The sequence below is a fragment of the Blastococcus sp. SYSU DS0669 genome, from assembly GCF_054050895.1.
This window is the reverse complement of sequence record NZ_JBJHAE010000003.1, coordinates 22181-35958: the sequence shown is the minus strand read 5'-3', so window position 1 is coordinate 35958 and position 13778 is coordinate 22181. Positions and strand designations below refer to the sequence as shown.

The 13778-nt window shown below is 75.1% G+C and carries 14 protein-coding genes; 9 read left to right on the top strand and 5 right to left on the bottom strand.

Features of this window, described 5'->3' with window-relative positions; translation table 11 throughout:
- Positions 1-144: 144 nt before the first annotated feature.
- Positions 145-2226, bottom strand: coding sequence for an elongation factor G-like protein EF-G2 (locus tag ACI792_RS04900; protein WP_456601590.1), 2082 nt, complete (start codon positions 2224-2226; stop codon positions 145-147).
- A 169-nt stretch (positions 2227-2395) separates the two neighbouring features.
- Here ACI792_RS04900 and ACI792_RS04895 point away from each other — a divergent pair, with 169 nt between their 5' ends.
- The gene (locus ACI792_RS04895) at positions 2396-2596 is read left to right on the top strand and encodes a hypothetical protein (RefSeq protein ID WP_456581317.1); all 201 of its coding nucleotides are present in this window, start codon (positions 2396-2398) and stop codon (positions 2594-2596) included.
- On the top strand, positions 2596-3027 hold the full coding sequence (paaI, locus tag ACI792_RS04890) for a hydroxyphenylacetyl-CoA thioesterase PaaI (protein ID WP_456601589.1): 432 nt from the start codon (positions 2596-2598) through the stop codon (positions 3025-3027). Before ACI792_RS04895 ends, paaI begins: the two co-directional genes overlap by 1 nt.
- A 7-nt stretch (positions 3028-3034) precedes the next feature.
- Here paaI and ACI792_RS04885 read toward each other — a convergent pair whose 3' ends face one another.
- The gene (locus ACI792_RS04885) at positions 3035-3655 is read right to left on the bottom strand and encodes a TetR/AcrR family transcriptional regulator (RefSeq protein ID WP_456601588.1); all 621 of its coding nucleotides are present in this window, start codon (positions 3653-3655) and stop codon (positions 3035-3037) included.
- Positions 3652-4995, bottom strand: a complete 1344-nt coding sequence (paaK, locus tag ACI792_RS04880) for a phenylacetate--CoA ligase PaaK (RefSeq protein ID WP_456601587.1) — start codon at positions 4993-4995, stop codon at positions 3652-3654. The genes ACI792_RS04885 and paaK overlap by 4 nt, the downstream gene beginning before the upstream one ends.
- A 115-nt stretch (positions 4996-5110) precedes the next feature.
- Between paaK and paaA the strand changes: the two genes are divergently transcribed.
- The 7 genes from paaA (at position 5111) to ACI792_RS04845 (ending at position 11682) form a co-directional block, all read left to right on the top strand.
- Complete coding sequence (gene paaA / locus ACI792_RS04875; RefSeq protein ID WP_456601586.1) at positions 5111-6085, top strand: 1,2-phenylacetyl-CoA epoxidase subunit PaaA; 975 nt, start codon at positions 5111-5113, stop codon at positions 6083-6085.
- The gene (gene paaB / locus ACI792_RS04870; RefSeq protein ID WP_456581312.1) at positions 6082-6447 is read left to right on the top strand and encodes a 1,2-phenylacetyl-CoA epoxidase subunit PaaB; all 366 of its coding nucleotides are present in this window, start codon (positions 6082-6084) and stop codon (positions 6445-6447) included. The genes paaA and paaB overlap by 4 nt, the downstream gene beginning before the upstream one ends.
- A gap of 86 nt (positions 6448-6533) precedes the next feature.
- Positions 6534-7442, top strand: coding sequence for a 1,2-phenylacetyl-CoA epoxidase subunit PaaC (paaC, locus tag ACI792_RS04865; RefSeq protein WP_456601585.1), 909 nt, complete (start codon positions 6534-6536; stop codon positions 7440-7442).
- Positions 7439-7942 (top strand): 1,2-phenylacetyl-CoA epoxidase subunit PaaD, encoded by a 504-nt coding sequence (paaD, locus tag ACI792_RS04860; protein WP_456601584.1) that lies wholly within the window; start codon positions 7439-7441, stop codon positions 7940-7942. Before paaC ends, paaD begins: the two co-directional genes overlap by 4 nt.
- Positions 7943-8022: 80 nt before the next feature.
- A complete protein-coding gene (gene paaE, locus ACI792_RS04855; RefSeq protein WP_456601583.1) occupies positions 8023-9099 on the top strand; it encodes a 1,2-phenylacetyl-CoA epoxidase subunit PaaE in 1077 nt (358 codons plus the stop codon).
- 329 nt (positions 9100-9428) lie between these two features.
- The gene (locus ACI792_RS04850) at positions 9429-10559 is read left to right on the top strand and encodes an FUSC family protein (RefSeq protein ID WP_456601582.1); all 1131 of its coding nucleotides are present in this window, start codon (positions 9429-9431) and stop codon (positions 10557-10559) included.
- A 127-nt stretch (positions 10560-10686) separates the two neighbouring features.
- Entirely contained in the window at positions 10687-11682 is a 996-nt protein-coding gene (locus ACI792_RS04845) for an alpha/beta fold hydrolase (RefSeq protein WP_456601581.1), read from the top strand.
- A gap of 75 nt (positions 11683-11757) precedes the next feature.
- Here the strand turns inward: ACI792_RS04845 and ACI792_RS04840 are convergent, their stop codons facing one another.
- Together ACI792_RS04840 and ACI792_RS04835 are read right to left on the bottom strand one after the other, a co-directional pair.
- Positions 11758-12582, bottom strand: a complete 825-nt coding sequence (locus tag ACI792_RS04840; protein ID WP_456601580.1) for an MBL fold metallo-hydrolase — start codon at positions 12580-12582, stop codon at positions 11758-11760.
- 205 nt (positions 12583-12787) lie between these two features.
- Positions 12788-13717, bottom strand: coding sequence for a LysR family transcriptional regulator (locus tag ACI792_RS04835; RefSeq protein ID WP_456601579.1), 930 nt, complete (start codon positions 13715-13717; stop codon positions 12788-12790).
- Between the last annotated feature and the right edge of the window lie 61 nt (positions 13718-13778).

The following is a 13778-nucleotide window of genomic DNA, read 5'->3' as shown; positions in this document are numbered from 1 at the left end:
CCGCCCCCCTCGTCGCTCGCAACCTCGCGACGGGCCTCCGGACGCGGCCACGGGGCCCCACGTCGGGACGGCCCCCCACCACTCGCATGCTCGCGGCGGGTCCCTGCAGGGGGCCGGCCGCCCCCCTCGCCGGGAGGGCGTCCATCAGGCCGGCACGGCCGTCGCCGTGGGCGCCGGCTCGTACCCGAGCGGACGGCGCTCGAAGCTGCCGGTCCCGTGCGTCACCGAACGCAGGACACCGGGGTAGCCCAGCAGCTCCACCTCGGGCACCTCGGCGCGCACCGTGGCCCGGTCGCGGCCCGGGTCGGCCTCGCTGCCGGTCACCCGCGCCCGCCGGGACGACAGGTCGCTCATCACCGCACCGACGTGCTCGGCGGGAACCTGCACCGCGATCTCGCACCAGGGCTCCAGGACCCGGGTGCCGGCGGCGGCCGCGAGCTCCCGCAGCGCCAGGGCGCCGGCGGCCTGGAACGCCGCGTCCGAGGAGTCGACCGAGTGCGCCTTGCCGTCGACGAGGGTCACCCGGACGTCGACCAGCGGCCGGTCCCCGGTGACCCCGCGCGCCGCCTGCGCCCGGATCCCCTTCTCGACGCTGCCGTGGAACTGACCGGGCACGGTGCCGCCGACGATGCGCTGCTCGAAGACGATCCCCGACCCGGGCTCCCCCGGCTCCCCCTCGACGACGACGACGGCGTACTGCCCGTGCCCGCCCGACTGCTTGACGTGCCGGCCGGTCACCCGGGCCGGCCCGCGGAGGGTCTCGACCAGCGGCACGCGGACCGGCACCGTGGCGACGTCGACGCCGTGCCTGCTGCGGAGCCGCTCCAGCAGCACCTCGGCGTGGGCGTCGCCGACGCACCAGAGCAGCAGCTGCCCGGTGTCCGCGCGCCGCTCCAGCCGGACGGTGGGGTCCTCGGCGACGAGCCGGGCCAGTGCGGTCGCCATCCGGTCCTCGTCGCCGTGGGAGGCAGCCTCCACCGCCACCGGCAGCTGCGGGACCGGCAGCTCCCAGGGGGGCACCAGCCGCGGCTCCTCCGGCGAGCTGAGCGTGTCGCCGGTCTCGGCCGTCGCCAGCCGGGCGACGGCGCAGATGTCGCCGGCCGGGCACGCCGCGACGGGCCGCATGGCGGCACCCAGCGGTGCGGAGAGGACGCCGATGCGCTCGTCGGCGTCGTGGTCGGGGTGGCCGCGCTCGGCCATGCCGTGACCGGAGACGTGCACCGCGATGTCGGGCCGCAGCGTGCCGGAGAAGACCCGGACCAGGGAGATCCGGCCGACGTAGGGGTCGGTGGTGGTGCGGACCACCTCGGCGACGAGCGGGCCGTCGGGGTCGCACCGCAGCGGCGGGGCCGACGACCCGTCGGGCCGGGTGACCGGCGGGCAGCCGTGCTCGGCCGGCGAGGGCAGCGCGGCAACGATCAGCTGCAGCAGCTCGTCGATGCCGACCCCGGTGAGCGGGGCGACGCAGACGACCGGGTGGAAGTGGCCGCGGGCGACCGCGGTCTCGAGGTCGGCGACCAGGTCGGGGACGGAGAGCTCGTCGCCGGCGAGGTAGCGCTCCATCAGCGTCTCGTCCTCGCTCTCGCCGATGATCCCCTCGATGAGCTCGGCGCGGAGACGGTCGGCGTCGCGGTCGCCGATGCCCCCGGCCTCGGGGTGGGGCTCCAGCAGCGAGACCAGCCCGCGGGCGGCGCCGTCGGGGCCGCGCTCGACCAGGTGCATGGGGTAGACCCCCTCCCCCAGCATCAGCTGGCAGAGGCGCACCGCCTCGTCGACGTCAGCCCGCGGCCGGTCGATCTGGGTGAGCACGACGGCGCGCGGCATCCCCACCGCGGCGCACTCCTCCCACAGCTGGACGGTGGCGGCGTCCACGCCGCTGACGGCCGAGACGACGAAGAGCGCCGAGTCGGCGGCACGGAGCCCGGCCCGCAGCTCGCCGACGAAGTCCGGGGAGCCGGGGGTGTCGAGGATGGTGATCCGGTGGCCGTCGTGCTCGATGGCGGCCACCCCGAGCGCGACCGACCGCTGCTGGCGGATCTCCACCTCCTCGGTGTCCAGGCAGGTGCTGCCGTCCTCGACGCGGCCCGCTCGGGGAATCGCCCCGGTGGCCGCCAGGAGGGCCTCGGCGAGCGTGGTCTTGCCGGCGCCCGCCCGGCCGACCAGGGCCACGTTGCGCACCTGGGCGGCCGGGCGGGGTGCCGGGGCCGGTGGGATGTCCTTGCCCATGGGGGCCTCAGCCGTCGACGCCGGTCGCTGCGGCCGGATGAGCGGGGTGGGCTGCCACGACGCCTCCCTGGTGCCGGATGTGTCCTGGATCACAGCCTGCCTGGCGATCGGGCGTCGGACAAGCCCTCCCGCGGCCCCCCGCCGCTCGCTGAGGACGCATGCTGGGGGCATGACCAGCGATCACGTCGCCGGCCGCGACCAGGCCACCGGCCGGGCGCACGCCGTCCTGCGCAGCACAGCCGACCTCCCGGCGCCCTGGGCCGGCATCTGCGGGGCGTCGGTCGGCGTCGTCCAGGGGACGTGGGACGGCCCGCGCGGCCGCGGCTCGGCCGACCCCTGCCCCGAGTGCGTGCGGCTCACGGCCGGCTGATGACCGGGGCCTCACCGCAGCTCGTCGCCGAGGAGGCGGTTCGCCGCTACCTCGCGGGGGACGCCGCGGCGCGGGCCCTCGGCGTCACCGTGAGCCACGTGGCGCCAGGGGCGGTCACCGCGCACATGACCATCCGGCGCGAGATGCTCAACGGGCACGGCACCGCCCACGGCGCGGCGCTGTTCGCCGTCGCCGACATCGCCTTCGCCATGGCCTGCAACTCCCACGGGCCGGCGGCCGTTGGCCGGTCCTGCAGCATCGAGTACCTCGCGCCGGCCGGGCCGGGCGACGCCGTCACCGCCACCGCCGTCGAGCGCTCGGTGGCCGGCCGTGGCGGCATCTACGACGTCGCCGTCACGCGCGACGCGGACGGCCGGCTGCTCGCCGAGCTGCGGGGGCACAGCCGGCAGCTCCCGCCGGGCAGCGCCTGAGCACGCGTCAGGACGGGCAGCCCGGCCGGGTGCGCAGCCCGGCGAAGGTGGTCGTGACCAGGGCGTCGGCCAGCGCGTCGGCGGAGAGGTCGCCCTCGGGCCGGTACCACTCGGTGAGCGAGTTCACGGTGCCGAACAGCAGCCGGCTGGTCACGGCGGGGTCGACGTCGGGGCGCACGTCGCCCTCCGCCTCCGCGGCCCGCACCAGGTCGGTGACGACGCGGTCGAACCGGCGCCGCCGCTCCAGCGCCGCCTGCTCGACCGCGGAGTTGCCGCGGACGCGCAGCAGCAGGGTGACGAACGGCAGCTCGGCGGCGAGCACGCGCACCGAGCCGCGGACGACGTGCTCGAGGCGGTCGATGGCCGGCCCCTCGGTGGCGCCCGGCTCCCCGGTGACGGCGAAGAGCGCGTCGAGGGCCCGGTCCAGCGCCAGGCGGAGCAGCTCGACCTTGCTGGGCACGTGGTGGTAGATCGCCGGCTTGGTCACGCCCAGCCGCGCCGCGAGCTCGTCCATGCTCGTGGCGTCGTAGCCGCGCTCGTTGAACAGCGCGACGGCGGTCGCGAGCAGGGAGTCCAGCGAGTGGCCGGGGCGTCCCCGCCGCCCGGTCGCGGCCGCGGCGGCGGTCATGCGCCGGGCCCCGGGCGGTCGCGCAGGTCGTGGAGGCGCTTGAGCTTGCCGACCGAGCGGGCCAGCGTCTCGGGGTCGACCACCACGACGTCGATGCTCGTGCCGACGGTGTCCTTGACCGCCTGCGCCACCTCGGCCGCGGCCGTGGCCCGACGGCCCGCGGGGCAGTCGGGGCGCGCCTCGACCCGGCAGGTCAGGTGGTCCAGCCGGCCGCGGGTGGTCAGCTCCAGGGCGAAGTGCGGCGAGAGGCCGGGGGTCCGCAGGACGATCTCCTCGATCTGGGTCGGGAAGAGGTTGACCCCGCGCAGGATGATCATGTCGTCGGTGCGGCCGGTGATCTTCTCCATCCGCCGCATGCCGGGCCGGGCGGTGCCGGGGAGCAGCCGGGTCAGGTCGCGGGTCCGGTACCGGACGACCGGCATGGCCTCCTTGGTGAGCGAGGTGAGCACGAGCTCGCCCTGCTCCCCCTCGGGCAGCACCTCGCCGGTGAGCGGGTCGATCACCTCGGGGTAGAAGTGGTCCTCCCACACGTGCAGGCCGTCCTTGGTCTCCACGCACTCCTGGGCGACGCCGGGGCCCATGACCTCGGAGAGCCCGTAGATGTCGACGGCCTGGATGTCGAGGCGCTCCTCCATCTCGCGGCGCATCTCCTCGGTCCACGGCTCGGCGCCGAAGATGCCGATCTCCAGCGAGCTGGCGCGCGGGTCCAGCCCCTGCGCCTCGAACTCGTCGATGATCGTGAGCATGTAGGAGGGCGTCACCATGACCACCCGCGGCCCGAAGTCGGTGATCAGCTGCACCTGCCGCGGTGTCATGCCCCCGGAGACCGGTACGACGGTGCAGCCGAGCTCCTCGGCGCCGTAGTGGGCCCCGAGGCCCCCCGTGAAGAGGCCGTAGCCGTAGGCGTTGTGGAGCACGTCCCCCGGGCGGCCACCGGCGGCGCGGATCGAGCGGGCCATCACGGCGGCCCAGGTGCCGAGGTCGCGCCGGGTGTAGCCGACCACCGTGGGGCGGCCGGTCGTGCCGGACGACGCGTGCACCCGCCGGACCTGCTCCCGCGGGACGGCGAACATGCCGAACGGGTAGTTGTCCCGCAGGTCGGCCTTGCCGGTCGTCGGGAAGCGGGCCAGGTCGGCGAGCTCGCGGCAGTCGTCGGGGTGCACGCCGGCCGCGTCGAAGGCGCGCCGGTAGTGCGGCACGTTCTCGTACGCGTGCCGCAGCGACCACCGCAGCCGGCGCAGCTGAAGGGCGCGCAGCTCCTCGAGGGGCAGCCGCTCCGCCTCGTCGAGAGCGGCCGCGTCCGGGGCCTCGCCGAGCCGTCGCCGTCCGGTCGTCGTCATCCCTGCCGTCCTCGTCCCTCGGCTGCTGCGTCGGCCGCCCGACGCTTGTGCGCGGGTGCGGCGTGGGTCACACTATTCCTGACCGGACGGTCAGTAAACAGCTCGAGGAGATCCGATGTCCGCGCCCACGCTGGACCGATCCACGGCCGGGAACCCCGACGAGGCCGCGCTGCAGCAGCAGTTCGACGCCACCATCGCCGCCGACCGGCGCATCGAGCCGCGCGACTGGATGCCCGAGGGCTACCGGAAGACCTTGGTGCGCCAGGTCGCCCAGCACGCGCACTCCGAGATCATCGGCATGCAGCCCGAGGGTGACTGGCTGCTCGCCGCCCCCAGCCTGCGCCGCAAGGCGGTGCTGCTGGCCAAGGTGCAGGACGAGGCCGGCCACGGCCTGTACCTGTACTCGGCGGCCGAGACCCTCGGGGCCGACCGCGCCGACCTCACCGACAAGCTGATCGAGGGCCGGCAGAAGTACAGCTCGATCTTCAACTACCCGACGCTCACCTACGCCGACGTCGGCGTCATCGGCTGGCTCGTCGACGGCGCGGCCATCTGCAACCAGGTGCCGCTGTGCCGCTCCTCCTACGGCCCGTACGCGCGGGCGATGATCCGCGTCTGCAAGGAGGAGTCCTTCCACCAGCGGCAGGGCTACGAGCTGCTGATGACGATGATGCGCGGCACCGACGAGCAGCGGGCCATGGTGCAGGACGCCGTCGACCGCTGGTGGTGGCCCTCGCTGATGATGTTCGGCCCCCCCGACGACGAGAGCCCCAACACCGCGCAGTCGATGGCGTGGGGCATCAAGCGGCACACCAACGACGAGCTGCGCCGGCGGTTCGTGGACATGACCGTGCCGCAGGCGCAGGCCCTGGGCGTCACGCTCCCCGACCCGGACCTCGCCTGGGACGCCGAGAGCGGGCACTGGCGCTCCGGCCCGATCGACTGGGACGAGTTCCGCCGCGTGCTCGCCGGCGAGGGCCCGATGAACGCCGAGCGGATCGCCCGCCGCAGAGCGGCGCGGGACGACAACACCTGGGTCGTCGAGGCGGCCACGGCCTACGCCCGCAAGCACGCCGGGGTGGCGGCGTGAGCGAGGTGACCGCCGAGGGCGGCCACGGCGCGGTCCCCACCGGTCCGGAGGTGCCGGTGCAGCCCCGCCGCCGCGCCGTGCAGCGGGACTGGCCGCTCTACGAGGTGTTCGTCCGCGGCAAGCGCGGGCTCAACCACGTGCACGTGGGTTCGCTGCACGCCCCCGACGACGAGATGGCGATCGACGCCGCGCGCGACCTCTACACCCGGCGCAACGAGGGCGTGAGCATCTGGGTCGTGCGGGCGGTCGACATCACCGCGTCCAGCCCCGACGAGAAGGACCCGCTGTTCGCCCCCAGCGGCGACAAGGTCTACCGCCACCCGACGTTCTACGAGATCCCCGAGGACGTCCCCCACATCTAGAAGGACCCCCTCCCTCCCCCGCACCTCGTCCCTCGGCGCGGGTCCCCTGGGAGGGGGCCGTTCCAGCACGTCACCAGGAGGTCACCATGCACGAGGAGACCGTGTACGACGCGTTGACGAACGCGGACGGCGAGGCGGGGCACTGGGCGTTCGGGACCGGGTTCGACGACCCGCTGGCCGGCGTGGACACGACCGTGCCCGACGGCATCGACCCCGCGGACCTCGGCGCCTACTGCCTGATGCTCGGCGACGACGCCCTCGTGCTCGCCCAGCGGCTGACCCAGTGGATCACCCGGGCGCCCGAGCTCGAGGAGGAGGTCGCGATCGGCAACATCGCCCTGGACCTCCTCGGCCAGGCCCGCCTGCTGCTCGCCCGTGCCGGCTCCGTCGGCGTGCTGGGCCGCTCCCGTGAGCGGGCCACCGCGTCCATCCCCGACGAGGACGCGCTCGCCTACTTCCGGGACGTCGACGAGTTCCGCAGCACCGCACTCGTCGCCGCGCCGGACGCCGACTTCGCGCACGCCGTCGTCCGGCTGCTGGCCGCCTCCGCCGTCCGCCTGGCGGTGCTCAGCCGCCTCCGGGCCTCCCGCGACCCGGTGCTCGCCGCGATCGCCGCGAAGGGGGTCAACGAGGTCACCTACCACCGCGACCACGCCGCCCGCTGGGTGCTGCGCCTCGGCGACGGCACCGAGGAGTCCCACCGGCGCGCCCGATCCGCCGTCGAGGCGGTGTGGCCGCTGCTCGCCGACCTGTTCACCCCCACCGACGTCGAGACCCGGCTGACCGCGGCGGGGGTGGCCGTCGACCCCGCCGAGGTGCGCGAGGAGGTCCGGGGCGTGCTCACCCAGGTGCTCGAGCGGGCCACGCTGCCCGTGCCCGGGTGGCCGGCCGGCGCCCCGCCCCGCGGGCGCCTGGGCCGGCACGGGCCGGAGCTGGCCGAGCTGCTGGACACCCTGCAGGGGCTGGCCCGCCGGCACCCGGCGGCGACCTGGTGAGCGCCCCAGCCGACCCGCGGTCGGTCGCCGAGCGGGTGACCGACCCCGAGCTGCCGACGCTGACGCTGGCCGACCTGGGCGTGCTGCGGGACGTCCGCACCGAGGGCGACGGCGCCGTCGTCGTCGAGATCACGCCGACCTACTCCGGCTGCCCGGCGATGGGCGTCATGCGCGCCGACCTGCTGCGGGCGCTGCACGAGGCCGGCTTCGACGACGTCGACGTCCGCACCGTCCTCTCCCCCGCGTGGACCAGCGACTGGATCAGCGACGAGGGGCGCCGCAAGCTCGCCGCCGCCGGCATCGCGCCGCCGGGCAGGGCGCCGGTCCGCCCGGACGGGCCCGTCCCGCTGAGCCTCGAGCCGATCCGCCGGAGCGCCGCGTGCCCGCTCTGCGGCTCCGCGGACACCGAGGAGCTGTCGGAGTTCGGGTCGACCGCGTGCAAGGCGCTGCGCCGCTGCCGCAGCTGCCGGGAGCCGTTCGAACACGTCAAGGAGATCTAGTGACGCGACAGCGAGTGAGCATCGCAGCGGGCGTCAGCGAGCGAGGAGCGGAGCGACCGCGGAGCGGCACCGAGGGCGCAGTGAGCGCACCCACCCGCCGGCGGCCGCGGTTCCACCCGCTCACCGTGGCGCGGGTCGAGCGGCTGACCGACGACGCCGTGGCCGTCACCTTCGACGTCCCCCCCGAGCTGGCCACCGACTACGCCTTCCGGCCCGGGCAGGCGCTCACGCTGCGCCGGGTCGACGGCGACCGGGACGAGCGGCGCTCGTACTCGATCTGCGCCCCGGTCGGTGCCGCCCCGCGGGTCGGGGTCCGCGAGGTCCCGGGTGGCTTCTTCTCCTCCTGGCTGGTGCACGAGGTCCGACCCGGTGACGAGATCGAGGTGCTGCCGCCCTCGGGCACCTTCACCGCGGACCTCTCGACCCCCGGCGACCACGTCTTCGTCGTCGCCGGCTCCGGGATCACGCCCGCGCTCTCGCTGGCCGGCACGGTGCTGCGCGACGGCGAGTCGACCGTGACCGTCCTCTACGGCAACCGGCGCACCAACACCGTCATGTTCGCCGACGAGCTCGCCGACCTGAAGGACCGCCACGGCCCCCGGCTGCAGCTGGTGCATGTGCTCTCCCGCGAGCCGCGCGACGCCGAGCTGACCAGCGGCCGGCTCGACAGGGAGCGGCTGAGCGCCCTCGTCGGCAACCTGGTCGACGCCCCGCACGTCGACCACTGGTGGCTCTGCGGCCCGCACGGCATGGTCACCGATGCCCGGGAGCTGCTCGCGGAGCTCGGCGTGCCGGCCGAGCGGGTGCACCAGGAGCTGTTCTACGTCGACGACGTCCCGCCGGAGCCGGTCCGGGGCGACGAGGAGACCGTCGAGGGGCCCAGTGTCCAGGTGACCGTCGTCCTCGACGGCCGCTCCACCACCCTCGCGCTCCCCCGGGACGAGGCCGTCCTCGACTCCGCCCAGCGGGTCCGCTCGGACCTCCCGTTCGCGTGCAAGGGCGGCGTCTGCGGGACCTGCCGGGCACGCGTGACCGGCGGCGAGGTGCGGATGCGGCGGAACTACGCACTCGAGCCTGCCGAGGTCGAGGCCGGCTACGTGCTCACCTGCCAGTCGCTGCCCGTCTCCGACGAGGTGACCGTCGACTACGACGCCTGACCGGGGTGGCCCCTCCCCGGTTGTCGCCGTTCCGGCTCGTCGGCCTCCAGACGAGTTGGTTGTTGGGGATAACGGGTGCTGCAAGCGCAGGTCCGGCCGTCGGCCCGGTGCACGCCATGACGGCTCGATGACGATGCCGGCGCGGGCCGCATCCGGTGGACCGGCCCCGGGCAGGTGCCGTACGGAGAGCCACTGACGACGTCCCGCGTCCCGGCGACGAGAGGAGACCCCCGGCTGCGCGCACCCCGACCCCGCCCCGTCGGGTCGCCCGCGGGGTGAGCGAGGCGTGGCGACAGGTCGGCGTGTGCCGGCGGCCCGGGGACACCCGCATGACGACAGATCACGACAAGGCGGTCGGCACCCGACTGCGAGGCGACCCGCGACAGCGGGTCCGGCGAGCCCTGCGGAGGCTCGACGCGCATCCGCGGGCCGGCATGGCGATCCGGGCCGCTGCAGCCGCCTCCATCTCCTGGGGGCTGGTGCACGTGCTCCCGGGGTTCGCCGCGGAGTACCCCTACTACGCGCCCCTCGGCGCGGTGATCGCGACCTCCACGACGATCGCCGGATCGGCGCGCCAGTCGTGGCAGACGATCGCCGCCATCGGCCTCGGCGCCTTGGTGGCGCTGGGCATCAAGGCGCTGCTCGGGCAGAACCTGGCCACCATCGCCGCGGTCGTCGGTATCGGCGTGCTGCTCGGCGGCTGGGGACGCCTGGGCAGCGGAGCCGCGTGGCTGCCCACCTCAGCCCTGTTCGTGCTCATCGTCGGGAACGAGCACCCCCTCGACTACGTCGCCGGGTTCGCCGGGTTGACCCTGCTGGGGGCGCTCGTCGGGCTGGCCGTGGTCGCCGCCGTCCCTCCGCTGCCGGTGACGCCTGCGGACCAGGCCCTGGACCGGCTGCGGACCGCCTTGGCGGATCACCTGGAGGAGCTGGAGGAGCGGCTCCGGCAGGAGGGATCCCCGCCCCTCACCGACTGGCATGCCCGCGTGGACGCCCTCGACGACGTCGTCGCCGCGGCACGCCAGGCCGTGGACCGCGCGGAGGAGGCCCGGCGCGGCAACCGGTTCGCCCGGACGTTCCAGTCCCGCCTGCGACACCAGCGCCGACGCGGAGAGGCGCTGCAGCGTCTCGCCTTCCTCGTCGCGAGCATCACGCAGCTCCTGAGCAGGACCGGGGAGCCCGGCCGCGACGAGGCGGAGCTCCCGCCCTCGCTGCGCATCCCCGTCGCCGGCGCTCTGGGCGGCCTGGCCGGTGCACTGCGGGCCACGGGCGGCCGGACGCCTGACGAGGCAGCCGTCAGGCGGGCCTGCGACGCGCTCCGGTCGCTCGCGGCAGAGCACAGGCGCGCACGCGCCAGGACCGGGGACGACCTGCTCGTCACGAGCGGCCTCGTGGAGAACATCCGGCGGTCGCTCCTCGCCCTGCACCCCCGGGACGACCGCGAGGTGGCCACGCGATGACGCCGGTGGAGAGGATCCGCCGGCGGGGACCGCGGCCGCCTCTCCTCCGCCCCGCCGCCGGACCGCACGTGCCCGGCAACGACTCGGGCAGGCCCGCAGCGATGTCCGGCAGAGCAGGGGGCCGGCGGTGAGCCGCCGGACCGCCCTGACGGCCGCCGGAGCGGTCGCCGCGCTGACGGGTGCCCGGCTGATCCGGGCGCGTCGCCTCTCCGAGCGCATGACGGGCGAGGACCCGTCGGTCCGCACCGACGACGGCGTGCGCCTGCACGTGGAGACCGCCGGCCCGCCCGATGCACCGCTGACCGTGGTGTTCGCCCACGGCTTCGCCGCCGACGCCACGATGTTCGACCCCCAGTGGACGGCCCTGCGCGGTCGCGCGCGTCTCGTCCGCTACGACCAGCGCGGCCACGGCGCGAGCGGCTGGTCGGGCTTCCGGTCGGCCACGGTGGAACGCCTGGGCCGCGATCTCGGCCGGATCGTCGACCGGCTCGGCGGAACGGGGCGGGTCGTGGTGGTCGGCCACTCGATGGGTGGCATGGCCGTGCTCGCCCTGGCGGCCCTCCGGCCCGAGCTCTTCGGCGACCGCATCGCCGGGGTGGCCCTCCTCTCCACCCGGGCCGCCCCGCTGACCGCCGGCGAGCGCAGCGAGGGGGCGACCCTCCGGGTCAGGACCGCCGTCGCCACGGCCGGGGGGTGGTGTGCATGGCTGGCTGCCCCGCTGGTGCAGCGCCTGCACCCCTTCCGCACCCCCCTCGGCCGGCGGCTGCTGCGCCGGCGGCTCTTCGCCGGCGACCCGTCCGGCAAGGTGACGGACAGCTTCCAGGCCACGTGGGTGCGCACGCCCGAAGCCGTGATGTCGGCCTACCTCCGGAGCCTCGCCGGGTACGACGCCCGCGCGGCCCTGGCCCCGCTCCGCACGGTGCCCGTGCTGGTGCTGGCCGGCGACCAGGACGCGGTGATCCCGGCCCGGTCCGCGGGTTGGCTCACCGATCGCATCGACGGACCGGTGCACCGGGTGCTGGTGCCCGGAGGCGGGCACATGGTCAACCTGACCCACCCCGACGCGGTCGACTCGGCGCTGCTCGATCTGATCGCCCGGGTGCAGGCAGGGCCCGGCGGGTGACGCGCTGCTCCTGTGTCCTCGCCCCAGACCGACCGGGAGCGCGGGGACCGGGAGCGCCTCGGGCGCCGACGGACCTCAGCCGCGCCCGCTCCTCCGGCCGAGGCTCTCGGCCTGCCAGGCGTGGATGTCGGCCACCCACTCCCAGCCCGGGGCCGCGGACGGGCCGATCCGCGGGTCGTCGGGCTCGCGGCCGTCCCGCAGGGCGCGGAGGTAGGCGCGGTCCAGATCGATCCGGGCGCGCACCTGACCTGCCCCGCCGACGGACCCGTGACCCGGGACGACGACGTCGACGTCCCCCGCCACGCCCTCCAGCAGCCGAAGCCCGGTGAGGTACTCCTCGATCGGGCCGTTCGCACCGGTGAAGTCGTCGAGCATCGGGATGAAGACGTCGGACAGCATGTCCCCGGCCACGAGGACGCGGTCGCCCTCGACCAGCAGCGCCGCGTGGCCAGGGGAGTGCGCCGGGTGTTCGATGATCCGGACCCGGGGGCCGTCCCAGGGGATGTGGACCGTCGCGGCCGGCAGGCCGGTGATGCGGCCGTAGAGGTCCAGCGGCACCTCGTCGGCGATCTCCGGCGGCAGCCCCTCGGCGACGCGGGCCCGCCAGTCCGGGTCCGCCAGCAGGTCACGCACGGACGCCGCGCAGCGGGCCGTCCCGTACCGGGGGGCGTCACCGAGCGCGGGGTGCCAGAGCACGTGGTCCCAGTCGGGGTGCGTCGCGAAGCCGGCCACGACGCGCTGGCCCGGGCCCGAGAGGTCGTCCGCCAGGCAGGCCATCTCCTCGCGCGTCAGACCGGGATCGACGAGCAGCACGCCGGCCGGTCCCCGCACGACGACGGCGTTGTTCTGGAGCAGCTCGCTCCGGTGGACCAGCACGCGTTCCGCCACCTGCACCAGCACGGGCAGCACCTCCCGATCGCCCGCGCGCTGACGGGGTGGTCGGCACGCACGCATCACCATTCCTCGTCCGACGGCGATGAGGAACCGGTAGCTCCACGGCAGGGGCGGGGGCGGCAGGCCAGGCGGCGCCGGGGACGAAGGGGCACGCGACGCCGTCGGCCCTCGCGCGGACGCCCCTCTGTGGAGCCGGACGGATCCACGATCCCTATACCACCGCCCCCGGCTCGCCCATGGCCTGCCGGGCCGCCCGGCTCACGAGGTCACGCAGGTACGCGTGCTCGGGGTCGTCGTCGTAGACGGGGTGCCACCACATCGCCTCGACCAGAGGGGCGATGTCCAGCGGCGGGTCGAGCGCCCGGATGCCGCTGTTGAGCGGCAGCTGCTCTACGAGGTGGCGCTGCAGCAGCGCGATCCGGTTGCTCCCCGCGATCAACCCGGGCACGGTCAGGAAGTTCTCCGTCACCACCTGGACGACAGGTTCGACGCCGCGCATGCGCAGCTGCCGCTCGGCCGGGGTCGCCGCCGTCGGGCCGTGGAAGGTGACCACCCACGGAAGGTCCTCGAGGTCGGCGACGGTGAGCCCTTCGTCGACCACGGGGTTGTCGGCGGCGACGACGCACACCCAGTCGTCGCGGTACAGGTCGCGGTGCGACAGACCGGTCACGAAGCCGTGCGGCAGGATCAGCAGGTCGGTGGTCAGCATGACCTGGTCGGCACGGTCCACGGCCGCCGGCGTGTTCGCGGCGAGGTGGAGGCGGGCGTGCGGAGCCTCCTCGCTCAGCAGCGCGGCGACGGTGTCCCCCAGGACGGCGACCCAGTAGTCGCTCACGAGGAAGGTGAACTCCCGGGTCGACGACCGCGGGTCGAACACCGGTTGGGCGCTGAACACCCGCTCCACACCGGACAGCGCCATGCGGGCCAGTTCCTTGAGCTGCACCGCCAGCGGGGTGAGCCGGTACTCGTTGCCCACCCGCGTGAGCAGCTCGTCACCGAAGTGCCGGCGGAGCCGGGCCAAGGAGGCCGACAGGGCCGGCTGGCTCAACCCCATCTGCTGCGCCGCTCGCGTGACGCTGCGCTGCTGGAGGAGGGCATCGAGCGCGACCAGGAGGTTCAGATCCAGGCTCGCGAGCTGCATCCGCGCAGGCTATAGACGTCATGGATGCCTGTCATCAGACATCTCGTCTTCCCTCACCCCT

Coding starts and splice junctions, on each gene's coding strand:
- ACI792_RS04900 (WP_456601590.1), bottom strand. CDS start 2,226: ATGGGCAAGGACATCCCACCGGCCCCGGCACCCCGCCCGGCCGCCCAG.
- ACI792_RS04895 (WP_456581317.1), top strand. CDS start 2,396: ATGACCAGCGATCACGTCGCCGGCCGCGACCAGGCCACCGGCCGGGCG.
- paaI (WP_456601589.1), top strand. CDS start 2,596: ATGACCGGGGCCTCACCGCAGCTCGTCGCCGAGGAGGCGGTTCGCCGC.
- ACI792_RS04885 (WP_456601588.1), bottom strand. CDS start 3,655: ATGACCGCCGCCGCGGCCGCGACCGGGCGGCGGGGACGCCCCGGCCAC.
- paaK (WP_456601587.1), bottom strand. CDS start 4,995: ATGACGACGACCGGACGGCGACGGCTCGGCGAGGCCCCGGACGCGGCC.
- paaA (WP_456601586.1), top strand. CDS start 5,111: ATGTCCGCGCCCACGCTGGACCGATCCACGGCCGGGAACCCCGACGAG.
- paaC (WP_456601585.1), top strand. CDS start 6,534: ATGCACGAGGAGACCGTGTACGACGCGTTGACGAACGCGGACGGCGAG.
- ACI792_RS04850 (WP_456601582.1), top strand. CDS start 9,429: ATGACGACAGATCACGACAAGGCGGTCGGCACCCGACTGCGAGGCGAC.
- ACI792_RS04835 (WP_456601579.1), bottom strand. CDS start 13,717: ATGCAGCTCGCGAGCCTGGATCTGAACCTCCTGGTCGCGCTCGATGCC.